Below are 21,983 nucleotides of genomic sequence, written 5' to 3' on the forward strand. Positions count from 1 at the left end.
TCAGGTCCTCATCGACATCCAACCCGCGGCCGGCGGCAAAGACTTCATCGAAAGCCTGAACCCGAACAGCCTGAAGCTGGTGACGGCGAATGTTGAGCAGTCACTGGCCAATGCCAAGCCGGATGACAACTTCCAGTTTGAACGCCACGGCTACTTTGTGGCGGACCGGGTGGATCATGCGGCGGGCAAGCCGGTGTTTAACTTGGCGGTGGGGTTGAAGGATAGTTGGAGTAAGTAAGGCTCACGGCATCAACAAAACAGTCAGCAAACCGAAATGGTTTGCTGGCTGTTTTCTCTCATGCGACAAGAAGAAAGCCGGCGTCGGTAAGCAAGCTTTTAGCGATCAGTACCGACCTTGAATTTGAGTGACGCGAATCGGCCAATTCCGGCCGGTCGATGTGGCTCCCAGATAGCGGCCGCTCGGCGCCGCTCTCGACCCACAAGAGACATACGCCTTGCTCCAAAGCTGCCATACGCATCCATAGACGACATTGATTACGGCCTGTTCCAGGCATGGATGGGCTGTCAATTCTTTCTTGTGATTGAGGCGTCCAAAGCGCCTTGTTGGCCTTCACAGAAGAGTCGCCTGTATGCAGATGGCGATGTGTGCAACTGGCTTGCAAAGTGCTGACGCAGGGACAGCGCGGTGCCAAAGCCCACCTCGGTCGCAACGCGCTCAATCGACAAATCTGTGGTTTCCAGCAACTGCTGCGCCCTCGCAATACGCTCGGCAGCCAGCCATTTGACGAAGGTGGTGCCCGTGGCCTCACGAAAACGGCGGGTGAAGGTTCGCCGGCTCATGCGCGCTATGTCGGCCAGTACATCCAGCGACAGCGGCTCCGACAAATGCTCGCGTGCCCACTCCAGCACGCCCGGTAAGCGGTTCTCGCTGGGCAGTGCAGGCACCGGCTGCTCGATGTATTGCGCCTGTCCGCCCTGGCGGTGCGGCGGTGTCACCAGCAGCCTCGCCACACGGTTCGCAACGTCGGCGCCATGACGCTGACGCACAAGGTTCAGGCAGCAGTCAATCGCCGCGACCGTCCCGGCAGACGTAATGACGTTGGCGTCGTCCACATACAGCACGTCAGGCAGAAAGTTAGCCAGCGGAAAGCGCTCGGCGAAGAGTTCACGATTGGCCCAATGGGTCGTCGCGCGGCGACCGTCCAACAAGCCTGCATCCCCCAGCACGAAGGCGCCCAGGCACAGGCCGACCACCTGGGCACCGCGAGCGTGGGCCTTGCGAAGGGCGTCTGTCAGGAGAGGGGGGGCAAGGTTTTCGGGATGGTTCCACGCGGGAACGATGACCAGGTCGGCATCGTCCATGGCGTCGAGGCCGCCCGGTACTTCAATCTCCATGCCTTGGTCGCAGCGAACACGGCCGGGCGTCGGCGCACAGTAACGCACTTCGTATGGAGGAAGTCCACTAGGTGCCGGCGTCACGCCGAACACGATGCCTGGCACCGAAAGATGAAAAAGGCTGACGCCTTCGAAAGCAAGGACTGCGACACGGACGGGCTGCATGGAGTCTCCAGAAGCAAGCTTCAATAAAGAAAGAATGGCCCAATTATATCTATAAATGTCATTTGGGCCAATGGTGCAAAAGCCAGCCTATCCGCAAAATTGACCCCAACGCACCAACGCAATCTCCATTGCGCGCTATCAGTAAATTATTGAAAAGGAAAAATCCCATGAAAGTCTTGAACCCTTTGCGCAGCGCCTTCGCCCTGAGTGGCATTGCCATGCTCGTCGCCTGCGGCACGGCCTACGCCGGCACAAGCGACTCGACAGCGCCCACTGCTGTGGCGAGCGGCGTCACGGTCCAGCAAATTCGAAACGCGACCGTCAAGATCGACTTCTCTGGCACAACGTTTCTGGTCGATCCCATGCTCTCGCCCAAGGATGCGTTCCCAGGCTTTCCAGGCACCTACCGCAGCGAGTTGCGCAACCCCTTGGTAGAACTGCCTTTCTCGGTTGATGAGGTGTTGAAAAGCGTCGAAGCCGTCGTGGTGACCCACACCCACACGGATCACTGGGACGAAGCTGCGCAAAAGCAGATTCCCAAGAACATGCCCGTGTTTGTGCAAAACGAAGGTGATGCCAAAACAATTCGTGGTCAAGGCTTCAAGGATGTGCGTGTCCTCAAGGGCACGACTACTTTCAACGGCGTGAAGCTGAGCAGGACCGGCGGCCAGCACGGCAGTGATTTGTGGTTTGCTGACTCTGAACGTGCTGAAGCGATGGGCCCAGTCATGGGCGTCGTTTTTTCTGCGCCCAAAGCCAAAACTGTCTATGTAGCCGGCGACACCGTATGGCGCCCGGAAGTGGATCAAGCATTGAAGCAGCACAAGCCAGACGTGGTAATCCTGAACACGGGGAGCGCTCTCATGAGTGGTTTTGAGGAGCATCCCATCATCATGGGCAAGCAGGACACACTGCAGGCCACCAAGGCAGCACCGAAGGCGGCAATCGTGGCTGTACACATGGATGTCGTGAACCACATGTCGCTCAGCCGCAAGGAACTGCGTGAATTTGTGCAGGAGAAAAAAATTCAGGATCGGGTGATGATTCCTGAGGATGGTGAGTCCATGAAGTTCTGATGACATAAAGCTGCCTAAAGTTTAGGCAGTTTCTCTAACCCTACAAAAGGAAACCCAATGAAAAAAGCACTTATCGTTATCGATATTCAGAATGATTACTTTCCTGGCGGCGCATTCACACTGGAAAATGCCGACGAAGCTTGCAAAGGTGCCGTGGAGGCCATTGAACAAGCGAAGCGCGATGGATGGCTGGTTGTGGGGGTGCAGCACGTCAATTCTCCGGATGCACCCGCTTTCAAGCCCGATACCGAAGGCGTGAAAATCCACAGCGCCATTGTCGCCGCATTGGGTGATGCGCCCATCGTTGTGAAAAATGAAGCCGACAGCTTCTTCGAAACAAATTTAGAGCAAATCGTGCGCGATGCAGGCATCACCGACATTTATCTCACTGGCATGATGACGCAGCATTGCGTCACCCACACCGCCCTGTCCCCGCAAGCGCAGGGCATGAACATCCACATCATCGCCAAAGGCTGTGCCGCCCCCGCCCAAGCTTTGAGTGACTTGGCCCTGCAAGGTCTGAGCGCTCGATGCAACGTGGGGTAGAACCAATCACTGCGCGTTATCGAGTTCGAGCAAGCCCTGCGCAACGGCCTCCGCATTGTTGATGGTGCTCGGACGCATTCCAGCAGACGGCGAAGCGCTGACGTTCTGACAGACTTGATTACTTCATCTGTTCAACGCCTTTGCTAATGCTAAAAAATTAGCATTGGTATTTTGACGCGGTAATCTCCTGGTGGGTTTCACGTCAAAAACATTATTATGAAATAGGTAATCTAGTCATGAATATTCCAGTTTCTTTCGGCAGCGCCCCCTTTGTCCTTTCGGTGCTCGATAACGCTTTGACCGGGGTTGGCCACTCGGTAGAGGAAACCTACAAAGAAGTGGTCGCACTCGCGCAGCTGGCTGACCGGCGGGGTTTCCAGCGATTCTGGATGTCCGAACACCACGCCATGCCCGGCGCCGCGATCCCTTCTCCGCAGCTCATGGTGGCTCGACTCACCGGCGAGACCAAGCGCATCAGGCTCGGCGCGGGCGGGATCATGTTGCCGAACCACGTGCCCTTGGTCATCGCCGAGCAAGTCGGCATGCTCGACGCGCTCGCCCCGGGGCGGATCGATATCGGCCTGGGGCGGGCTCCGGGCACCGACGGAGCAACCGCCGCGGCCCTGCGCCGTCACCACACGGCGAACGATGAATTTCCCGAGCAAGTCGCGGAACTGCTGGGCTTCCTCGAAAATGACTTCCCGCAAAACCATCCCTATCGAGATGTTCCCGCCGTGCCGGGGCCGTGGCAGGCTGAGCAAAACCGGGTTCCGCGGTCGCAGACCAGCGCGGATATCTGGATTCTGGGGTCCTCGACTTACTCGGCGCAGCTCGCCGCCCGGCTTGGTCGGCCATATGCGTTCGCTCTGCAGTTTGGCAGTGCCGATATCCTGAATGCCATGCGGATCTACCGCGAAAACTTCCGTCCGTCCCGGTTTCTGGCGAAGCCGTACAGCTTGGTCAGCATTGGGGCGATTGCTGACGAGGATTCTGCAGAAGCGCGGCGCCAGTCGACTTCCTCCGCCATGGCAATGCTGAGAATGTTCCAGCGCAAGCCCTTCGCGCTACTTCCTCCCGAGGAGGTGGAAGCTTGCCAGAGCAACGCGCAAGAGCAACAGATCATTGATGAGTACACCGATCGGACACTTCATGGAACCGCCGCCGAGGTGGCACAGGGCCTGGAACAGCTTCACAGACAGACAGGTGTCGACGAGATGATGCTGGTTGTTCAGGGCCATTCGCGCCGTGCCCAGGCGCGCACAGTGGAACTGATCGCGGACCACTACGGCATGCTCGCCAAATAGGGAAACTCTGAACAAGTCCCCGGTAGATCCCGTCTAACCAGGAGTCTGTCGGACTTTCCTCTACCCAATCGCGTCGACAGCGCCGAGAATGAGCCATCCCGGCATGCAATGTTTTCGCGCTGCGCCGCGTCCCTGGTGGCCCATGCGACCACACTATTGACCGATACGCTCTGGCAACGTCTGGCGGCGCTTTCGCAGTGGCACTACCCAGCTCGCGAGAAGCGGGCTACCCCCGCCAAAGCCTTGAGCGACCTGGCCTTGCAAGGTCTGAGCGCTCGATGCAACGTGGGGTAGAACCAATCACTGCGCGTTATCGAGTTCGAGCAAGCCCTGCGCAACGGCCCCAGCGCAGGGCAATCTTCCAAAAAGTAGCCTAGAAAGTCGAAAGCAAATTGGCGCAAATAGATATATTCAATATATCTGGAGATGGAAAAAATGACTTCATCGTCCCAACGTTTCAAGGCTGCTTTCATTGCCTTCGACGGCATCACCACTTCCCACCGGTCATTGCCATGTCTCGGGCTCGGCATTAGTTTTAAAAGTGACGAGACACCGACGGCCCAAAAGTCCGCTTTTGGCGATACTGGAGGTCAGGCAGGAAGGTTCGGTTGTGGCCGTCAACCGAAGTTCAGGAAGGTCCGCTTCTCCTGAGCCCTACCGGCAGCAACGGGCCCAAAGCAGTCCTTTGCAAGCCTTAAGTCCTGGCTGATCCCGCCTCTAAACCCACGCCCCGAGCAAGCCGTCCGCGCCATCGAGCTAGAGTGCAAATTCGCTATCAGAACAATAGCTATTTGCGCATACTCCACGGGGGCTAGAGGCTCTTTTTATGCAAAACCAAGAGGTCAGCCGACCGAGCGGGACTTATGCCCGGCCGCTGTGGGTCACCCTGTGGAAAACTTGAGGGACAAGTCCGCCAGGCCGCGCCGCTGTTGGCTTGCACTGGAGTGCTCATCATTTGAGCAACCGGCGCGGCGGTCTGCAGGGCGCTATTTTTGCCGCGACACTAGAAAGCTATGCGTCAAGGTTCAAGTGACCCCAAATGGCCGCCGCAAGCCCTGATCAACTTTTCTTTTCAACCGGATTAGCCAACAGCCAATTCGCCGCATAAGCCCGCATGAACTCCTTGGCCTTCTCCGGTCGGGCAGTGAGCCAGGCGTCGTAAGCGCCCTCGTTCAAGATGGCCAGCATGCGTTTTTCGTTGCCGGGCTGCTGGTAGCGGCTGATCAGGGCGTGGTTGTTGGCGTTCACCGTGAGCAAGGCATAGCTGGTGATGACCTGCCCGTCTGCGCCGGTCCAGCTTTCCCACACGCCCGCCACACCCATGGGCTGGCCATCGACCCGGGCAATGCGGGTGGACACGGCCTTGCCGCTGCGCAAGTCGTCTTCAAAAAACGCCGTCATCGGCACAATGCAGCGCTGCCCGGCCAGCCAGGCCTCGCGGAAGTTGTTGGATGTGCTCACGGTTTCCGAGCGGGCATTGACCAGCTTGGTCGAACGCAGCTTGGCGTCAGACGCCGACTTGACCCAGCGCGGCACCAGGCCAAACTGGCCGGCCACCAGCTCGCGTGACAGCGGCGCACGCGGGGGTTTTTCAGCGTCTGCGGCCTCTGGGACCACTTGGGTTTCTTCGGGCTCCGCAGTTCCCTCGGCTTTGACGGCACGGATAAAAACGCCCGGCTGGCGCGGCCACACATTGCGCCCCAGGGGGGAATCCGGGGCGGCCACATGGAAGACCTCGGGGTAAAGGGTGGCGGGGTGAAGGCTCTCGTATTGGGTACTCATGCGGCTATGCTATCGCAGTGGCGCCACCAACCGCCGCAGGGCTGTCCCTTCACCGTGTGCCCCGGCCACCCGCCACACGTATCAAACATCCTGGCCCCCTAAAATTTGGGGCTTCGCGCCCGCCCTCTTCTTCCCAACGCCGACCCCACCCGACCACACCGACATGCGCCGACCCCTGACCACCTACCTGCCCGAATGGACTCGCGACTGGCTCGAAATCATTGTGCCGGGCCTGCAGATCCTGCTGATCCTGCTGGTCGCCTGGGTGTTGCAATACCTGCTGCGCCGCCTGGTGAACCGTCTGAGTGACCATTACCAGTTGCCGATGGAGCTGACGATGCCGCTCAAGGGTTTTCTGCGCTGGACCATCATGACCGCGGCCATGCTGCTGGTGCTGGAGCGCATGGGTGTGTCGGCCACCGTGTTGTGGACCGCTTTCACCGGCTTTGCCACCGTCGGCGCCGTGGCCTTTTTTGCCGCCTGGAGCGTGTTATCCAACCTCTTTTGCGCGTTTCTGATCTTCACGGTGCGGCCGTTTCGACTGGGCGACACCATTGAGGTGCTGGACACCGCCGAAAAGCCCGGCGCCCGGGGCCGCGTGGTGGACATCAACCTGCTCTACACCACACTCGAAGACAGCGACGCCGAACACGTCAGCACCTTGCTGCAAATTCCCAATTCGCTGATTTTCCAGCGTGTGGTGCGCCGCTGGAAAGGCGGGCAACCGCTGACCACGGTTGTGCCCAAAGCCCTTTGATCAAAAACCCAAACGGCCTGGCGGGCGCCTGAACTTATGCCCGGCCGCTGTGGGCCACCCTGTGGAAAACTTGAGGGACAAGTCCGCCAGGCCGCGCCGCCATTGGCTTGCACTCGAATGCCTGCCATTTAGGCAGTCGGCGCGGCGGTGCTGACGCCAGACAGCGCCACGTTGGGATGGCAGCCTGAGACGGTGCTCGACTCGCTATTTTTTTCAATAGCTGCTTGCGCCCAACCATCAAGGGCTACAGGCCTTTTTTACTTAATTTTTTGCGTTCGATCACGCAAAAACCCGGGACACGCTATTTCAGGAGGTTCAGGAAGCCGGTGATGATCACGGCGTTGAAAAAGTCGATGAACAGCGAGCCCACCAGCGGAATCACAAAAAACGCCTTGACCGACGGCCCGTTGGCGCTGGTGAAGGCCTGCATATTGGCCATGGCATTGGGCGTGGCGCCCATGCCGAAGCCGCAGTGGCCGGCGGCCATGACGGCCGCGTCGTAATCGCTGCCCATGACACGGAAGGTGACCCAGTAGGCATAGGCAAACATCACCGCCGTCTGCACCAGCAAAATCACCAGCAGCGGCCCCGCCACATTGGCCATTTCCCACAGCCGCATGGACATCAGCGCCATGGTCAGGAAAAAGGCCAGCGACACATTGCCCACCACCTCGAACTGACGCACCGGCAACACCCAGTTGCGCCAGTCGATGACGTTGCGCAGCAGCGCCGCCACCAGCATGGGGCCCAGGTAGGCCGGCAAGGTGATGCCAACCTCCTTGAGCCAGTTCACCAGCACCGTGCCGGCGCCAATCGCCAGGCTGACCAGGACGATGGCGTACATCACCGTGCGGTCATTGGTCTCTATGGTTTCAGGCCCGGCCGAAAGGTGGGGTTGGGCTTCCACCGACTGGGCGGGCGGCCCCTGCAAGCGGTGGCGCCGCATCAGCAGCGTGCCCAGCGGCCCGCCAATCACGCAGCCGGCCACCAGGCCATAGGTGGCGGCGGCAATGGCGGCCGGTAAGGCACCGGCCGCGCCGGCCTGCTCCAGCAAGGGACCGAACGCGGCCGAAGTGCCCACCCCGCCGGTGAGCGAGATGGAGCCCGCGGCCACACCGATCAGCGGATGCACCCCCAGCAGGCTGGCGATGGCTGCGCCCGTGATGTTCTGGATCACGACCAGCCCGATGGCCACCAGCAGAAAGATCGCCACGGCCACACCGCCTTTTTTCAGCAGCTCAAAGCTGGCTGAAAACCCGATGGTGGTGAAAAACACCATCATCAGGAAGGCGCGCATGTTGTCGTAGAACTCGAAGGTGAAAATGCCGGTCTGGTGGCCGACCAGCGCAAACAGCGAAAACAGCAAGCCGCCTATCACCGGTCCGGGAATGAAATAACGCTGCAGCAGGGGGATGTGTTTTTTGACGAATTCGCCCACCACCAGCAAAGCGGCGGCAATGCCGACGGTCTCGGCGATATCGAGCTGAAAGGTAATCACGAAAGGGGTGTCCTTGGGGGAGAAAAAGGGCTGATGAGCCGGTTGTGCGTGCCAGCAGGCAAATAGCTGCTTTTTGCGTGCGCGATAGGCGCTGGAGAGCGATTTTATCGCGTGACGCTAACCACCCCCTCCAGGTCGGGTTTACAAACGCCCGCCTGTGCCCCAAGTCCCCGGTCTTGCGCAGGCCGGTGCGGCAGCGGCCATGTCGCGCAGTCTTCCGCGCGTTTTAAGCCAAAAATGATTCCAGCCCTGACCGATAGTACGCAAGCAGCTACGACAAACGTAGCACCGTGTTTGATCCTGAGCGCTCGCCCCTTGAGTCTGGAGGTGTCGCTCTAGCGTTTTAGGTCGTCATCACTAGCAAAAACCCGGATCATCGGCGATCCCCCCTCTCACCCCAAGGAAACCCCATGAGCGCCAAGCATCTTTCCACCGTGGCCAGCGAGCTGATCGCGTCTTACGGCAACACCGCCAAAAACGTCATTGACGCCTACCGCGCTGGCGGCGAGCGTGTGGTTCACGTACTGGAGCAGCGCTGGAACCGCGCGCTGAACGAGTCGCGCTCGGAGCTGACGGCGGAAGTGGCCAAAAACGCCTCGGCCGCCCAACTGGCTTTCAGCGCGTATTACGTCAAGGGCTTGAGCTTGAGCACCGACGGCGCCCAGCAAGTGGTCAACCAGTTGCTCAAGGTGGCCGAAGCCGGTGTCGAGCGTGCTGCCGCCAACGCAGCCCTGTTTGAAGAAAAAACCGGCGTGACCGCCCTGCAGACACTGGCGCAAGCCACCACACCCGGCGCCTTGGCGCTGAGCAAGCTGGCCGCACAGATCGAGCAAAAGACGGCGGACCTGGCCAGCAAAATCGCCGGCGACGATGTGACCACCGTCAGCGCCAAACGTTCATCGGCTTTCAGCCAGCGCCGCGCTTCCAAGGCGGCTTGAGGCACTTCTTAAGAAAAAAGAGGCTGTAGCCCAGGTGACACAAGCGCAACCAGCTATCAAAGGTATAGCGCTTTAAACCAGCAAGCCGGCACCCCGCCGGCTTCAGTCTTTCTCCAAGGCCCGATGCAAGCGGCCCGGCGCCTCCCCAGCGACGGTTAGACTGAATCCATGCGCACCGCCATGACTCGCCAGCACGCCTTGCCGTTCTTTTTCGCCATGGTTTTTCTTTCGGCGACCCTGGCCGCCGTCGCAGGCCCCCCCTCTGCCGCCGTCGAGACTTTTCAACGCTGCCATGGGTGCCCGGAGATGGTGATCATCCCCGCTGGCAGCTTCACCATGGGCGCCGCACCGGCGGAGTTGGCCCGCATCCGGGCCGCGGGTGGCCTGCCGCCATCGCGCAGCCCTGAAGGCCCGCAACACAGGGTACATGTCAACAGCTTTGCCGCAGGCAGCCATGCGGTCACACGCGGCGAGTTTGCAGCTTTTGTAAAAGCCACCCGCTACAAAACCAATGCCGAGAACAGCGACGATGGCTGCCTCAATTCGAATGGTTTATATGAGCCGTCCAACAACTGGCGCCAACCGGGCAACATTCAGGCAGATGACCACCCTGTGGTGTGCGTGAGCTGGAATGACGCGCAGGCTTATGTTCAATGGCTGAGCCAGGAAACAGGGAAACCCTACCGCCTTCCGAGCGAAGCCGAACGCGAATACGCCACGCGTGGAGGTTCAGGCATGGCCTACTGGTTTGGCGAAAAAATCACCCTCCACCAGGCCAACATCAACAACAACCCCGCGATGAACGGCAGCCCGCTGGGACGTCAATCAACCTTGCCTGTGAACAGCTTCAAACCCAACCCGTTTGGGCTTTACAACGTGCACGGCAATGTGTGGGAGTGGGTTGCAGACTGTTATCACGACCGCTACACCGGCGCGCCCGTTGATGGCAGCGCCTGGACGCGAGATTGCACCAGCGCTGACCGGATGCTGCGGGGTGGCTCATGGGTCTCGGGGCCGCTAAAAGCCAGCTCGGCTTACCGCGTGTTCAACGGCGAAGACAGGCGTGCATCGGATATCGGCTTTCGCGTGGCGATGACGCTCGTACCATGACCTGCGGTACGGCCAGCAAGATGGTCAGCGCCGCATCGCCGAGGCGGTCTGAGCCCATTCTTAAGAAAAAAGTGCCTGTAGCCCAGGTAGTTCGGGCGCAAGCAGCTATCAAAAACATAGCACCTTGCAGCGACGAGCCGGCAACCCCGCCGGCGTCAAGCTTTCTCCACCGCCCGCTTCAAGCGGCCCAGCGCTTCATCCCACTGCTGCGCAATCAGGTCGAGTGAGCGGCGCGCTTCGTCCAGTTGCTGCGGCGCAAACTGCCACAGGCGCTCGCGCCCGACCTTGATATGTTGCACCAGCCCCGCATCGGCCAGCACATGCAGGTGTTTGGTCACAGCCTGGCGGGTGACGTCGGTGGTGGAGGTGAGCTGTGCAATCGACACGGCGCCGCCCACACACAAGACAGCCACCAGGCGCAAGCGGGTTTCGTCGCCCAGCGCGGCAAACACGCCTGCGGGGCCGGTCTGCGGTGATTGGGGCTCGGAAGCTTTAGGGCGTGCTGACATGTTTCTCGATGTTCCTCATCTGCCCTTCCCAACCACCGCTGTTCATGCGAATAGCTTCTGCGCGGCGCGCCAGCGGAATATTGTCAAAGCCGGATTCGACCACGCTCAGCAAAGTGCCGCCCTCCGCCTCTTTGAGCGTAAACACCACCAGCGTGGTCGGCTCTTTGGCATAGTCGATGGCCGGGTCGACCGCATACGGGTGCCAGCGGTAGGAGAACAGTGTTTCCGGCTCCACACGTTCGATCAGCACGTCGAACACCACGTGTTCAAAACCGGGAATGGTGATGTGGCCCTGTACCTGCTGGCCGGCGACAAAGTGTTTGCCTTTCAGCGCCACACCGAACCAGCCGCCAAATTCTTCGGCATCGGCAAGCGCGCGCCAGACCCGTGACACGGGGGCCTCGATCAAGGCGCTGCGTTCAATACGATCCGTTGATGAAGTCATACGCAATCTCCTGGTTGCATTTATTTTGAATCAACACCTCAGCTAAGGCAACCATTTGATTGCATGATTTTCAACCACAAATGAAACAAATTGCAAACAACGGCAGCAGCCGCGCAGGCGGCTGCGCCAGGTCGCCACACACAAGGGTTCTTGACCTACAAGGCTGGGGCACGAATGCGGCTTAAATGGAAGGAGTGCATGATGAAGCCCACAACCCCACCCTCCAGGAGATCGCCATGCCCCAGTTCGCCATGATTACCGGTGACGTGACCTACACGCCGGGTGACGGTGCGCCCATCGACATCCCCCGCGGGCGTGTGGAAATCGCCCTGTCCTTTGACAGCGCCACCCTGAGCTGGGAAGCCGCCCCTGGCATTGCCGGCGTCACCGCCATCCCACTGAGCCAGTTTGAGGACTATGTGCGTGACGGCAAGATCACCCTGACACCGTAATAATCGGTGTCATGTTGATTGACTGCTTCCACCTCACCCCTCCGCCACTGACCCGCCGCTCTGCCCTGCTGGGCGCCGTGGGCCTGCTGGCCTTGCCCGCCTCCCACCATGCTGCCGCAGCCACGCCCCAGCCGGCAGGTGTCTGGCCGCAGGCCTTGCAAGTCCCCGGCGGTATTGCCCGCCTGTCGCTGGGCCCGGCGGCGCTGCGGCCTGAGGCCCATGCGGGTGATGTGCCCTTGCTGGTGCTGGGTGACGTGATCGAGTGGACGGCGCTGGTGGGTATTCCGCTGGCGGCCGTGCCCGGCGAGGCAAGCGTCACGGTGCAAACCGAAGGCAAGGGCCAGCGTCAGATGGCTTACACCATCGCGCCCAAACGTTACAGCGCGCAGCGCCTGAAGGTCTCGCCCAAAACCGTGGACTTGTCGCCCCAGGATCAGGCGCGTTACGAACGTGAGCGCGACCACCAGGCGCTGGTGATGGCGACCTTCAGCGAGCCCTGGCCGCAGGCCTTGCGCATGCGTGTGCCGGTGCCGGGACGGCGCTCGAGTTCCTTCGGGCTACGGCGCGTGTTCAACGGTCAGGCGCGCAATCCGCACAGCGGCATGGACATCGCGGCCGGCACGGGCACACCCGTGGCGGCGCCGCTGCCGGGCCGGGTGATTGACATTGGTGACTATTTTTTCAACGGCAACACGGTGTGGCTGGACCACGGCGGCGGCTTGCTGACCATGTATTGCCACCTGAGCGCTACCGATGTGAAGCCCGGCGATGAACTAAAAACCGGCGAGCGCCTGGGCGCGGTGGGCGCCACCGGCCGCGTGACCGGGCCGCATCTGCATTGGGGCGTGATGCTGAACCGGACCATGGTGGACCCAGCCCTGTTTCTTGCGGCCTGAGCCCGCCACCCCTCTTGACTGAGCAGACCATGTCCCGACTTCGTTTGGTCATTCTGGTCGTGCTGGCCATGGTGGCATTTGCAGGTAATTCGCTGCTGTGCCGCATGGCGCTCAAACACACCAACGTCGACCCGGCCAGTTTCACCGCCATGCGTTTGTTCTCTGGGGCGTGTATGTTGTGGTGCGTGGTGTGGCTCCGACATGGCAAGGCGTCAAACGCCCGTGCAGCGGCACAGGATGGCGGCAACTGGCTGTCAGCCTGTGCGCTGTTTGTTTATGCGGCGGCTTTTTCTTATGCCTATGTCAGCATGTCGGCAGCCACCGGCGCCCTGCTGCTGTTTGGCACCGTGCAGGCCACCATGGTGGGGTATGGCGTGTGGCAAGGCGAGCGTTTGCGCAGATGGCAGCTTGTCGGTCTCGGCCTGGCCGTGGCCGGGCTGGTGATGTTGATGCTGCCAGGGCTGGCGGCCCCGTCCTTGCTCGGCTCGGTCTCGATGATGAGTGCGGGGGCAGCATGGGGGATTTATTCGCTGCGCGGCAAGGGTGCAGGCGACCCAACCCGCGTGACGGCCGGCAATTTTTTACGCACCTTGCCCATGGCGCTGGTGTTAAGCCTGCTGATGAGCAAACACCTGTCGCTGGACGTTGCCGGCCTGGCACTGGCTGTCTTGTCGGGGGCGCTGGCCTCCGGACTGGGTTATGCGCTGTGGTACCAGGCCCTGCCCGTGTTGCCCGCAACACAAGCGGCCTCTGTGCAACTGAGCGTTCCTGTCATTGCAGCGCTGGGCGCTATCGTTTTTATTGGCGAACCCCTGACCTGGCCCGCGGTGCTGGCATCTATCACCATCCTGGGCGGCATCGCGCTGGTGATTCTGAACAAAAAACAAACCCCTAGCCCAAGAGCACACATCCCATGAAAAATCTACCGGCCCTTGCCGCTGGCCTGGCCACAGCGCTGGCTGTTGGCCTGGTCCCCACGCTGCACGCCCAGCCTGCCGCAGACTTCGTCACGGTCAGCGGCAAGGCCAGCTACCTTCAGCGCATCGCCATGCCGCCGGAGGCGGTGCTGACGGTCAGGGTTGAAGATGTCTCGCGCGCCGACACCAGTGCGCGGGTGCTGGCCGAGACACGTGAGCCCTTCGGCCGGCGCCAGGTTCCGCTGGCCTACACACTGCAAGTGCCGCGCGCCACCATCGATATGCGCATGCGCTATGCCCTGCGGGCCACGATTACCGTGGGCGCAGAGCTGCTCTTTACCACCACGCGCCACTACCCGGTGTTGACGCAGGGTGCGCCCAAGCAGGTGGATTTGTTGCTGGCCGCCGTGGGGAGGTCCGTCGCGTCAGCCATGCCCGCCTCGCTAACCCCACCGGAGCCGGCAGCGCCGATAGCGCCAGGCAGCGCACTCGGCTTGACCCTGCCCGCCACCTTTGCCGGCGTGTTGCCCTGCGCTGACTGCGCCGGTATCGCCCATACCCTGACCCTGCGCGCCGACGGCCTGTACCGCTTGCGTCGCACCTACCTGGGCAAGCCCGATGGCCCGTTTGCCGAAACCGGGCGCTGGACGGCGGATAGCCAAGGCCAAAAGTTGACGCTGTCCAGCGGCCAGGCCACCCAGCTTTTTGCGCTGCAAGGCAAGGACGCACTGCGCCTGCTGGACCGCACCGGCCAGCCCATCCCCTCGTCGGCCAACCTCGCACTGCGCCGCACGGCCCAGCTGGACCCGGTCAACGACTTCCTGCGTTTGCGCGGCGAATTCTGCTACATGGCCGACGCGGCCACCTTCACCGACTGCGCCAGCGGCCTGCGCTGGCCCGTGTCCATGAGCGCGGACTACCTCACGCTGGAGCGCCAGTACCACCAGCTTCGCAGCGCAGCAGGCGCGCCTTTGCTGGTCAGCCTGGAAGGCCGGCTGGTAGAGATGCCCGCCATGGAAGGCCCGCCGCGTGAGCACCTGGTGGTGGACAAATTCGGCGGTGCCCAGGCGGGTGAAAACTGCGGCGCGGCGGCGGCAGCGTCCGGCCAGGCGGTGAGCCCGGACACACCTACGGCCACCTTGCAAAACACCTACTGGAAGCTGATCGAGCTGGACGGCCAGGCCGTGACCATGCTGCCCCAGCAGCAGCGTGAAGTCCGTATCACGCTGAGTAGCGACGGTTCGCGCGTGACGGGTTTTAGCGGCTGCAACCAGGTGATGGGCTCCTGGCAGCAAAACGACCAAGCCCTGGGGTTCACACAGATAGCCGGCACCCTGATGGCCTGTGAGCCGCCGATTGCTGCGCTTGAGACCAAGGTGCTTGAAATGCTGGCCACCACCACGGGGCAACGTATTGAGGGGCAGCAGTTGAGCCTGCTGAACGGCACCCAGGTGCTGGCGCGTTTTGAGGCGGTGTACCTGCGCTAAACGCCTGTTTATTTCAGGTAATTCACAAAGCCCGTGATGATCACGGCGTTGAAGAAGTCAATAAACAGCGAGCCCACCAGCGGGATCACAAAAAACGCCTTGGCCGACGGGCCGTTGGCACTGGTGAAGGCCTGCATATTGGCCATGGCATTGGGCGTGGCGCCCATGCTGAAACCGCAATGGCCAGCGGCGATCACAGCGGCATCGTAGTCGCGGCCCATGATGCGGAAGGTGACCCAGTAGGCGTAGGAAAACATCAGCGCCGTCTGCGCCAGCAAGATCAGCAGCAGCGGGCCGGCCACCTCGGCCAGTTCCCAGAGTTTCATGGACATCAGCGCCATGGCCAGGAAAAAAGCCAGCGACACCTGGCCCACCGCTTCGAACTGGCGCGTCGGCAACTGCCCCTGGCGCCAGTCGATGAGGTTGCGCATCAGGGCCGCCAGCACCATGGGGCCGAGGTAGGCCGGCACAACAACACCCCGGGCACTGAGCCAATTCACCAGCACGGTACCCACACCAATCGCCACGGCAATCAGGATGGCGGCGTGCATGAGGGCCCCCTTGCTGCTCGCACCGGCATCTTGTATTTGCGCGGCCTGAGACACTTCGGCAACGGTGGATTCGTCCGGCCCACGCAGGCCTTTGCGCCGCATCAACAACTTGCCGACCGGCCCGCCAATCACACAGCCGGCCACCAGCCCGAAGGTGGCGGCGGCGATGGCCGCCGGCAAGGCGCCCACGACGCCGGCCTGCTCCAGCAGCGGACCAAAAGCGGCCGCCGTGCCATGCCCGCCTGTGAGTGCAATCGACCCCGCCGCCACACCGATGAGCGGATGCACACCCAGGGCCGAGGCCAGCAGCGCGCCCAACGTGTTCTGCATCAGCACCAGCCCGATGGCCGCCGCCAGAAACAGCGCCACCCCCACGCCACCTTTTTTCAGCAGCTCAAAACTCGCGGAAAAGCCGATGGTGGTGAAAAACACCAGCAGCATCAGGGTGCGCATGTTGTCGTCAAAGTGCAGCAGAAAGGTCCCCGTCTCATGACCGACCAGCGCGACCAGCGAAAACAGCACACCGCCAATGATGGGACCGGGAATGAAATAACGTGCGAGCAGCCCGACCTTTTTCTTGATGAACTCCCCCACCACCAGCAACACGGCGGCCATGCCGACGGTTTGGGCGATATCGAGCTGGATGATGATCACGACGGTGTTTCCTTGGATGGGGTTCAGGCAACACTTGCCTATCCGGGCTTGCTACCAAATAAATAGCTGGTAGCGCATACGCACTATGCGCCGGGGGCCGATTTTACAGTCACCCGCCGCAGCGCCGAACCAAGAGCAGCGCCACCACGCCCAGCCTGTTGCGGCTGCCTGCAAGTACTTGATCCGCCCGTCCACCCAGAACACCAGCGTCAGACCCACGAAAAAAGGCCAGGCCACTCAGCTCTTTCGAAACTGAATGCCTGGCGGAGCTTGCGGGCCTGTGTTTAGCCGCGCGGGTTGATCAAGCGTTCCACCTGATTGCGCAATGCACTCAGCTCATCGCGAAGCTGGCGGCGCTCTTGCGGGGTCACAACGCCGTCGGACTTGAAAGCGGCTTCACGGCGTTCAATGGCGCGCTCGCGGCCGTGCAACATGCGGGCTTCGCGCTGGCTGATGCGGCCGCTGCGCAGGCCGTCGTTTATACGCTGGCTGATCTCGCGCTGGCTGTTGTCGATGCCGGGGGTGGCACTGCCCTGCCCGTGCTGGCCCACCACGTCGCGGTTGTTCATCATGCGTTCAACTTCCGCACTCAAATTTGCCATGTCGGCGCGCAACTGCTGGCGCTCTTGCGGCGTGGCGCGGCCGTCTGACTTGAAGAAAGCCTCACGGTTTTGGATATCGCGGTCACGGCGGTACAGGGCTTGCGCCTCTGAGGGGGTGATATGCCCGGACTGCAAGCCTTGCTGAATGCGGGCATGGACGGCCTGCTGGGCATTGTCAATGCTGGGCGTGTGGGTGTTTTGGGCCATGGCGGGCGCTGCGGCCAGACCGGCAAACAAGGCCGCAGCCAAAGCCGTGGCGGTGAAGAGTTTCGATGTCATGGCGTTCTCCTTTTCAAGTGGGTGGGCAGCAACTCCAAACATCTGCTGGAGCGGCTCCTGCATCGCTGCTTTTCTAGGGCTGTTCGCGATTCAGTGCATTCATTGTGGGCCTGCCTTTGTGAACGCCGTGTAATCCAAACAGAGATTTACCGGGCATTTACCGCTCGACTGCAATGGTGTCGAAATGCGCTTTTGGCAGGCGCAGCGTTTTTCAAACCATCCAAACGCCGCACTTCCGTCACTCTGGTTAGACTGCCCCCATGCTTTTCATCCCCTTCCTGACCCGCAAACAAACCCTGCTCATCATGGTGGTTGCCATTGCCGGGCTGGCGGTCTTGCTGTCCCTGTTGTCGCGCTCCATCAGTCCGGCGCCGCCGCGCACGGCGGAGATGACAACGGGTGCGGTCGATGGCGCGGTGCACCAGTTTGCGCTCCGCTACCAAAGTTACCTGAAGGCCAATGGCGTGAACCTCAAGCTCTTGCCCTCGACCGGCGCGGTACAAAACCTGGAGCGACTCAAGGCCGGCACCGCGATTGGTTTTATGCAAGGCGGGCTGGGCCAATTGACGCTGGACACGGCGGATGTCGATGCCGACACACCGCTGCGCTCGCTGGGTGTGATCGGCTACGAGCCTGTGTGGCTTTTTACCGCCAACGCGCTGGCCACGTCGCTGGCCAAAGGCCTGGGGCCGCTGGCTGGCAAAAAAATTGCGATTGGCGCCGAGGGCAGCGGCACACGCAAGGTCGGGCTGGAGGTTTTGCAAAATTACGGCGTGACGCCGGCCAATGCCACGCTGCTGCCCAGCGGTGGCCTGCTGGCCGCCAAGGCCTTGATGGCCAAAGAGCTGGACGCGCTGATCCTGATCGGTGCGCCGCAAACCCCTGCTGTGCAACTGCTGCTGGCGCAGCCCGGCGTGCAACTGGTGTCGCTCACCCATGCCGAAGGCCTGACGCGGCGCCTGCCTTACCTGTCGCTGATCACACTCCCGGCCGGCGCGGTGGATCCGGCGCAAGACCTGCCGCGGGAAGACATCACGCTCTTGAGCACCACCGCCAACCTGGTGGTGCAGCAAGACCTACATCCGGCCTTGGCCTATTTGCTGCTGGAGGCCGCGCATGACATTCACCGCGGCGGCACCTTGCTGAACAAGCCCGGCGAGTTTCCCAACCCGCGCGCCACGGACTACCCGCTGGCCGACGAAGCCACGCGTTATTACAAGGACGGCCGGCCGTTTTTGCAGCGCTACCTGCCCTACTGGGCGGCCAATGCCTTGCAGCGCCTGCTGCTGGTGCTGGTGCCGCTGATCGCGATTGCGATTCCGTTGTTCAGAGTGGTGCCCAAGCTTTTCGAGTACCGGGAAAAAAGCCGGCTTTACCGCCGCTACGGCGTGTTGCTGGAGATGGAACGCGACATCCAGTCACGCCAACTCAGCGCCAGCGAGATCGCGCGGGCCACGGCCCAACTCGACAAGATCGAACACGACGTGAGCCACATGAAAATCTCGCTGGACTTTTCAGACCGCGTCTACACCTTGCGCCAGCATGTGGACTATGTGCGCCGGCAGCTACATGCCGGCGACGGTGAGCCCCCCGCAGGCCCGGGCAAACCGCCTGCGGCTTGAGTGCAGAGTCGCTATCAGTTTGCTAGCTGCTTGCGCCCGTTGTTATTGGGCTGGAGGCACTTTTTATCGATGACAATGCCTGGTGTGGCCACCCCTGCATGAGGAGAATTCGGGTGAATGTTATGCTTCGCCGCCATGCCTTTGCCACCTGCCGCCCGTCTGATTCTCTTCAACAAGCCCTACGGCGTGTTGAGCCAGTTCACGCCCGAGGGCCGCTGGCGCGGACTGAAAGACTTTATTGATATTCCGGGCATTTATGTGGCCGGGCGGCTGGATGCCGACAGTGAAGGCCTGCTGCTGCTGACCAATAACGGCCAGTTGCAGGCGCGGATTGCCGACCCGCGTTTCAAGATGGAAAAAATTTACTGGGTGCAGGTGGAAGGCCAGCCCGACGAAGCGGCGCTTGAGGTTTTGCGCCGCGGCGTGTTGCTCAACGATGGCCCCACCCGACCGGCCCGCGCCCGCTTGATGGCGGCGCCGCCAGCCTTGTGGGCGCGCGATCCGCCCGTGCGGTTTCGCCAGTCCATCCCGACCACCTGGATAGAACTCGGCATTCGTGAAGGCCGCAACCGGCAGGTGCGGCGCATGACGGCGGCGGTGGGTTTTCCAACGTTGCGGCTGATACGCGCCGCCATCGGTCCCTACACGCTCGATGGACTGGCACCGGGAACCTTGCGCGAAAGTGCGGTGGATCAGGGCCTCGGTTCGGGTTCTATCCAGTCGCTGGCCAGCAAATAACGCCGCACCAGGTCAAAGAAGCGGTCGTAAAAAGCGTCGGCGGTGATGGTTTCGCTGCCGACCTTGACCATGGCATCGCTGCCCGAACTGAAAGGCAGCGAGACCGAACCAATCGCACCTACACCCACGCTGGCCGAGTTGTTGCTCTTCTTCAGCGCGTAACTGTCTTGCAGGGCGGTGACAAAACCCAGGCTGACTTTGCCGTCGCTGGTGTCCGGCACACACACCACCCGTATCGCCATTTGCAGATGCGACTCCGGCTCGGGCTGGAAACTCTTGTGACCTTCCACCAGGTCGTCCCTGGCGGTGTTGATGATGTAGCCCTGGCTCAGCAACGCGCGCCTGGCCGCCTCGCAGGTTTGTGTGGCGGTGGCGTCGAACAGCCGCGAATAGGTCGCGGTGGAGTCAAATTGCTCTTGCAGGGGAAACTGTTTGACCGGGGTCCCACAAGCTGCCAGCAAGGCCAGCAGGCTGCATAGGCCCAGGCAGCGGGCAATGGATAGTCTAGGCATCCAGGACAACTTCAAAACCAGGCACTCCTTCAGGCACTAAAAAAAATGGATTGCAGTAGCCTGCAAGTGGGTTGCAGGCACACCTTGGCATGAGGCCGCTGCTGTAACCAGCCTAACACAGCCGCATGTCGCAAAAAAATCTGCCGGGCCGCGCGCTGTGCTCCTGCACTGGCGGCGCTGGGGCAATTCACTTAGTATGTTCCTGCATCTCAACCGGGTCGCTTGCCTGCCTCAACCTTCGGCGTTCTGCATGAAAAAGTATCTGCTGTTAAGCCTCTTTGCCGTTTCGACCCTGGCCCTGGCGCAGTCCACCCCCATGACCCGCGAGGAATACCATGCCGCCAGGGCGCGCATTACAGCGGATGGCGCAGCAGAGGAAGCCCGGTGTGCCGCCAGCTTGCGGGGCAATGCCAAAGACGTGTGTGAAGAAGAGGCCGAAGGCCGGGAAAAAATCGCCCTGGCCGAACTGGAGCAGCGTTACCAACCCAGCCCCCGCAACGCCCGCCAAGTGGCCATGGCCAAAATCGACGCCCAGTTTGAAGTCGCCAAGGAAAAATGCGACGCCCTGACCGGTGCCGCAGAAACCGCCTGCGAAAAAGAAGCCAAGGCCCAACGCGCGCGCGCCAAGGCCCAGCTCACAGCCGCCAAATAAGCACCCTTCCCTGCGGGCCGCGCCGGACAGCTATGCCGGCGCTGGCCTTGCGCCTGTTCAACCTTGTTTCACCCGCGACCTATGTCCTTCTCACCCGCTCCACTTCGCCGCCAGTTGCTGCTAGGCAGCCTGGGCGCCACCCTGCTGCTGGCCGCCGGCTGCTCCAAAACCGCCAAGCCCAAGGGCCAGACCCTGGACAAGGACGCCACCTTGCTTTGCCTGGGCGATTCACTGACCTTTGGGTATGGCGCCACGCCGGACACCGCCTACCCGCAGCGGTTGGAACAATTGACCGGCCATGTCACGCAGAACGCCGGCGTAAACGGCGACACCACAGACGGTGCATTGGCGCGTTTGCCGGGCTTGCTGCAAGCCAACACACCGGGCCTGGTGCTGGTGTCCATAGGTGGCAATGATTTTTTGCGCGGCCTGCCGCTGGACCGCACCAAGCTGACCCTCCAACAAATCGTGCAAACCGCCAACGCCAACACACAGGTGGTGCTGATCGCCCAACCCAAACCGGTGCTGCTGGCGGCCGCCACCGGTTCACTGAAAGACCACGAGGTGTATGCCGAAGTGGCCGGCGACACCGGCGTGGCGCTGTTCGCCGACGGCTGGTCGCATGTGCTGTCACGCGCCGAGTTGCGCTCGGACCAGATTCACGCCAACGCCGAAGGCTACCAGGTGTTTGCCGAACGCCTGGCCGAGTGGCTGCGCAAGCGCAGGTACGTGGCCTGAGCCGCACCGGCGATCGCTCCTCTTTTCATAGCTGCCTGCGCCCGCCAGGCAAGGGCTAAAGGCTTACTTCTCTTAAGAATTCGCCGGCACAGGACATGCCTGTGGCGCAAACGTCCGGCCTCAGTCGAAGATCTCGCTGAGCCAGGATTTCTGTTTGCGCGGATAGCCGCGCTGCTGGTGGCGGTAATCGGAATCCACGAAATCGGGTTGCCTGGCTTGCGGCGCCTGCCGGTCCGGGGGTGGCGCAGGCGCGGCAGGCGCTGCGGACAGGTTGATCAGTTTGTCGAGTTCACCGCGGTCCAGCCAGACGCCGCGGCACTGGGGGCAGTAGTCAATTTCAACACCCTGGCGTTCGGACATCAGCAGGGTGGCATCGGGGCAATGGGGACATTTCATC

Annotated in this window: 23 protein-coding genes and 1 pseudogene; 15 read left to right on the forward strand and 9 right to left on the reverse strand. The window is 61.5% G+C overall.

Going from position 1 to position 21,983, the window contains the following annotated elements:
- Positions 1-13: 13 nt before the first annotated feature.
- A pseudogene (locus R6254_RS12700) lies at positions 14-238 on the forward strand (glutamine--tRNA ligase); the annotation flags it as partial.
- Between the two features lie 287 nt (positions 239-525).
- Here the strand turns inward: R6254_RS12700 and R6254_RS12705 are convergent.
- Positions 526-1,521, reverse strand: coding sequence for a GlxA family transcriptional regulator (locus tag R6254_RS12705; RefSeq protein ID WP_318407276.1), 996 nt, complete (start codon positions 1,519-1,521; stop codon positions 526-528).
- A 167-nt stretch (positions 1,522-1,688) separates the two neighbouring features.
- Here R6254_RS12705 and R6254_RS12710 point away from each other — a divergent pair, with 167 nt between their 5' ends.
- From R6254_RS12710 to R6254_RS12720, 3 genes are all read left to right on the forward strand, one after another.
- Complete coding sequence (locus tag R6254_RS12710; protein ID WP_318407277.1) at positions 1,689-2,597, forward strand: MBL fold metallo-hydrolase; 909 nt, start codon at positions 1,689-1,691, stop codon at positions 2,595-2,597.
- A 57-nt stretch (positions 2,598-2,654) separates the two neighbouring features.
- Positions 2,655-3,143, forward strand: coding sequence for an isochorismatase family protein (locus R6254_RS12715; RefSeq protein ID WP_318407278.1), 489 nt, complete (start codon positions 2,655-2,657; stop codon positions 3,141-3,143).
- A gap of 236 nt (positions 3,144-3,379) precedes the next feature.
- Positions 3,380-4,447 (forward strand): LLM class flavin-dependent oxidoreductase, encoded by a 1,068-nt coding sequence (locus tag R6254_RS12720; RefSeq protein ID WP_318407280.1) that lies wholly within the window; start codon positions 3,380-3,382, stop codon positions 4,445-4,447.
- Between the two features lie 1,059 nt (positions 4,448-5,506).
- Here R6254_RS12720 and R6254_RS12725 read toward each other — a convergent pair.
- Entirely contained in the window at positions 5,507-6,229 is a 723-nt protein-coding gene (locus R6254_RS12725; protein ID WP_318407282.1) for an SOS response-associated peptidase, read from the reverse strand.
- 163 nt (positions 6,230-6,392) lie between these two features.
- Here R6254_RS12725 and R6254_RS12730 point away from each other — a divergent pair, with 163 nt between their 5' ends.
- Positions 6,393-6,986: a mechanosensitive ion channel family protein gene (locus tag R6254_RS12730; RefSeq protein ID WP_318407283.1), complete on the forward strand. Its 594-nt coding sequence runs from the start codon at positions 6,393-6,395 to the stop codon at positions 6,984-6,986.
- 301 nt (positions 6,987-7,287) lie between these two features.
- On the opposite strand, the gene gltS (R6254_RS12735) is transcribed toward R6254_RS12730, so the two are convergent.
- Entirely contained in the window at positions 7,288-8,484 is a 1,197-nt protein-coding gene (gltS, locus tag R6254_RS12735) for a sodium/glutamate symporter (protein WP_318407285.1), read from the reverse strand.
- A 410-nt stretch (positions 8,485-8,894) separates the two neighbouring features.
- Here gltS (R6254_RS12735) and R6254_RS12740 point away from each other — a divergent pair, with 410 nt between their 5' ends.
- Together R6254_RS12740 and R6254_RS12745 are read left to right on the forward strand one after the other, a co-directional pair.
- Entirely contained in the window at positions 8,895-9,422 is a 528-nt protein-coding gene (locus R6254_RS12740) for a hypothetical protein (protein ID WP_318407287.1), read from the forward strand.
- 168 nt (positions 9,423-9,590) lie between these two features.
- Positions 9,591-10,532, forward strand: a complete 942-nt coding sequence (locus R6254_RS12745) for a formylglycine-generating enzyme family protein (RefSeq protein ID WP_318407288.1) — start codon at positions 9,591-9,593, stop codon at positions 10,530-10,532.
- A 155-nt stretch (positions 10,533-10,687) separates the two neighbouring features.
- On the opposite strand, the gene R6254_RS12750 is transcribed toward R6254_RS12745, so the two are convergent.
- Positions 10,688-11,041, reverse strand: a complete 354-nt coding sequence (locus R6254_RS12750; protein WP_318407289.1) for an ArsR/SmtB family transcription factor — start codon at positions 11,039-11,041, stop codon at positions 10,688-10,690.
- Positions 11,025-11,486 carry an SRPBCC family protein gene (locus R6254_RS12755; RefSeq protein ID WP_318407291.1) on the reverse strand — a complete coding sequence of 154 codons (462 nt, stop codon included), beginning with the start codon at positions 11,484-11,486 and terminating at the stop codon, positions 11,025-11,027. Before R6254_RS12755 ends, R6254_RS12750 begins: the two co-directional genes overlap by 17 nt.
- Before the next feature lie 236 nt (positions 11,487-11,722).
- Here R6254_RS12755 and R6254_RS12760 point away from each other — a divergent pair, with 236 nt between their 5' ends.
- Genes R6254_RS12760 through R6254_RS12775 form a run of 4 tightly spaced genes read left to right on the forward strand, consistent with a single transcriptional unit; the run spans position 11,723 to position 15,238 of the window.
- Positions 11,723-11,938, forward strand: coding sequence for a hypothetical protein (locus R6254_RS12760; protein ID WP_318407293.1), 216 nt, complete (start codon positions 11,723-11,725; stop codon positions 11,936-11,938).
- 11 nt (positions 11,939-11,949) lie between these two features.
- Complete coding sequence (locus tag R6254_RS12765) at positions 11,950-12,834, forward strand: peptidoglycan DD-metalloendopeptidase family protein (protein ID WP_318407295.1); 885 nt, start codon at positions 11,950-11,952, stop codon at positions 12,832-12,834.
- Between the two features lie 29 nt (positions 12,835-12,863).
- Positions 12,864-13,751 carry a DMT family transporter gene (locus R6254_RS12770; protein WP_318407297.1) on the forward strand — a complete coding sequence of 296 codons (888 nt, stop codon included), beginning with the start codon at positions 12,864-12,866 and terminating at the stop codon, positions 13,749-13,751.
- Complete coding sequence (locus tag R6254_RS12775; RefSeq protein WP_318407298.1) at positions 13,748-15,238, forward strand: YbaY family lipoprotein; 1,491 nt, start codon at positions 13,748-13,750, stop codon at positions 15,236-15,238. The genes R6254_RS12770 and R6254_RS12775 overlap by 4 nt, the downstream gene beginning before the upstream one ends.
- An 8-nt stretch (positions 15,239-15,246) precedes the next feature.
- Here the strand turns inward: R6254_RS12775 and gltS (R6254_RS12780) are convergent, their stop codons facing one another.
- Positions 15,247-16,443, reverse strand: coding sequence for a sodium/glutamate symporter (gene gltS, locus R6254_RS12780; RefSeq protein WP_318407299.1), 1,197 nt, complete (start codon positions 16,441-16,443; stop codon positions 15,247-15,249).
- 284 nt (positions 16,444-16,727) lie between these two features.
- Entirely contained in the window at positions 16,728-17,324 is a 597-nt protein-coding gene (locus tag R6254_RS12785; protein WP_318407301.1) for a hypothetical protein, read from the reverse strand.
- Positions 17,325-17,584: 260 nt separating this feature from the next.
- Here R6254_RS12785 and R6254_RS12790 point away from each other — a divergent pair, with 260 nt between their 5' ends.
- Together R6254_RS12790 and R6254_RS12795 are read left to right on the forward strand one after the other, a co-directional pair.
- Positions 17,585-18,946, forward strand: coding sequence for a TAXI family TRAP transporter solute-binding subunit (locus tag R6254_RS12790; RefSeq protein WP_318407303.1), 1,362 nt, complete (start codon positions 17,585-17,587; stop codon positions 18,944-18,946).
- A gap of 117 nt (positions 18,947-19,063) precedes the next feature.
- Positions 19,064-19,684, forward strand: coding sequence for a pseudouridine synthase (locus tag R6254_RS12795; RefSeq protein ID WP_318407304.1), 621 nt, complete (start codon positions 19,064-19,066; stop codon positions 19,682-19,684).
- On the opposite strand, the gene R6254_RS12800 is transcribed toward R6254_RS12795, so the two are convergent.
- A complete protein-coding gene (locus R6254_RS12800; protein WP_318407306.1) occupies positions 19,639-20,196 on the reverse strand; it encodes a DUF2242 domain-containing protein in 558 nt (185 codons plus the stop codon). The genes R6254_RS12795 and R6254_RS12800 overlap by 46 nt on opposite strands.
- Positions 20,197-20,446: 250 nt before the next feature.
- Here R6254_RS12800 and R6254_RS12805 point away from each other — a divergent pair, with 250 nt between their 5' ends.
- Together R6254_RS12805 and R6254_RS12810 are read left to right on the forward strand one after the other, a co-directional pair.
- A complete protein-coding gene (locus tag R6254_RS12805) occupies positions 20,447-20,848 on the forward strand; it encodes a hypothetical protein (RefSeq protein WP_318407307.1) in 402 nt (133 codons plus the stop codon).
- Between the two features lie 81 nt (positions 20,849-20,929).
- Positions 20,930-21,586: a GDSL-type esterase/lipase family protein gene (locus R6254_RS12810; RefSeq protein ID WP_318407309.1), complete on the forward strand. Its 657-nt coding sequence runs from the start codon at positions 20,930-20,932 to the stop codon at positions 21,584-21,586.
- 120 nt (positions 21,587-21,706) lie between these two features.
- On the opposite strand, the gene R6254_RS12815 is transcribed toward R6254_RS12810, so the two are convergent.
- Positions 21,707-21,982: a TFIIB-type zinc ribbon-containing protein gene (locus R6254_RS12815; protein ID WP_318407310.1), complete on the reverse strand. Its 276-nt coding sequence runs from the start codon at positions 21,980-21,982 to the stop codon at positions 21,707-21,709.
- Position 21,983 lies beyond the last annotated feature (1 nt).

The sequence above is a fragment of the Polaromonas potterensis genome (genome assembly GCF_033446725.1).
In the GTDB taxonomy this organism is placed as follows: Bacteria; Pseudomonadota; Gammaproteobacteria; order Burkholderiales; family Burkholderiaceae_C; genus Polaromonas.

What these genes read in the sequence shown, in the direction of transcription:
- R6254_RS12765 (WP_318407295.1), top strand. Translation starts at nt 11,950, where the DNA reads ATGTTGATTGACTGCTTCCACCTCACCCCTCCGCCACTGACCCGCCGC.
- R6254_RS12800 (WP_318407306.1), bottom strand. Translation starts at nt 20,196, where the DNA reads ATGCCTAGACTATCCATTGCCCGCTGCCTGGGCCTATGCAGCCTGCTG.
- R6254_RS12770 (WP_318407297.1), top strand. Translation starts at nt 12,864, where the DNA reads ATGTCCCGACTTCGTTTGGTCATTCTGGTCGTGCTGGCCATGGTGGCA.
- R6254_RS12760 (WP_318407293.1), top strand. Translation starts at nt 11,723, where the DNA reads ATGCCCCAGTTCGCCATGATTACCGGTGACGTGACCTACACGCCGGGT.
- R6254_RS12785 (WP_318407301.1), bottom strand. Translation starts at nt 17,324, where the DNA reads ATGACATCGAAACTCTTCACCGCCACGGCTTTGGCTGCGGCCTTGTTT.
- R6254_RS12755 (WP_318407291.1), bottom strand. Translation starts at nt 11,486, where the DNA reads ATGACTTCATCAACGGATCGTATTGAACGCAGCGCCTTGATCGAGGCC.
- R6254_RS12795 (WP_318407304.1), top strand. Translation starts at nt 19,064, where the DNA reads ATGTTATGCTTCGCCGCCATGCCTTTGCCACCTGCCGCCCGTCTGATT.
- R6254_RS12775 (WP_318407298.1), top strand. Translation starts at nt 13,748, where the DNA reads ATGAAAAATCTACCGGCCCTTGCCGCTGGCCTGGCCACAGCGCTGGCT.
- R6254_RS12790 (WP_318407303.1), top strand. Translation starts at nt 17,585, where the DNA reads ATGCTTTTCATCCCCTTCCTGACCCGCAAACAAACCCTGCTCATCATG.
- R6254_RS12810 (WP_318407309.1), top strand. Translation starts at nt 20,930, where the DNA reads ATGTCCTTCTCACCCGCTCCACTTCGCCGCCAGTTGCTGCTAGGCAGC.
- R6254_RS12815 (WP_318407310.1), bottom strand. Translation starts at nt 21,982, where the DNA reads ATGAAATGTCCCCATTGCCCCGATGCCACCCTGCTGATGTCCGAACGC.
- R6254_RS12705 (WP_318407276.1), bottom strand. Translation starts at nt 1,521, where the DNA reads ATGCAGCCCGTCCGTGTCGCAGTCCTTGCTTTCGAAGGCGTCAGCCTT.
- R6254_RS12710 (WP_318407277.1), top strand. Translation starts at nt 1,689, where the DNA reads ATGAAAGTCTTGAACCCTTTGCGCAGCGCCTTCGCCCTGAGTGGCATT.
- R6254_RS12725 (WP_318407282.1), bottom strand. Translation starts at nt 6,229, where the DNA reads ATGAGTACCCAATACGAGAGCCTTCACCCCGCCACCCTTTACCCCGAG.
- R6254_RS12730 (WP_318407283.1), top strand. Translation starts at nt 6,393, where the DNA reads ATGCGCCGACCCCTGACCACCTACCTGCCCGAATGGACTCGCGACTGG.
- R6254_RS12805 (WP_318407307.1), top strand. Translation starts at nt 20,447, where the DNA reads ATGAAAAAGTATCTGCTGTTAAGCCTCTTTGCCGTTTCGACCCTGGCC.
- R6254_RS12715 (WP_318407278.1), top strand. Translation starts at nt 2,655, where the DNA reads ATGAAAAAAGCACTTATCGTTATCGATATTCAGAATGATTACTTTCCT.
- R6254_RS12745 (WP_318407288.1), top strand. Translation starts at nt 9,591, where the DNA reads ATGCGCACCGCCATGACTCGCCAGCACGCCTTGCCGTTCTTTTTCGCC.
- R6254_RS12750 (WP_318407289.1), bottom strand. Translation starts at nt 11,041, where the DNA reads ATGTCAGCACGCCCTAAAGCTTCCGAGCCCCAATCACCGCAGACCGGC.
- R6254_RS12720 (WP_318407280.1), top strand. Translation starts at nt 3,380, where the DNA reads ATGAATATTCCAGTTTCTTTCGGCAGCGCCCCCTTTGTCCTTTCGGTG.
- R6254_RS12740 (WP_318407287.1), top strand. Translation starts at nt 8,895, where the DNA reads ATGAGCGCCAAGCATCTTTCCACCGTGGCCAGCGAGCTGATCGCGTCT.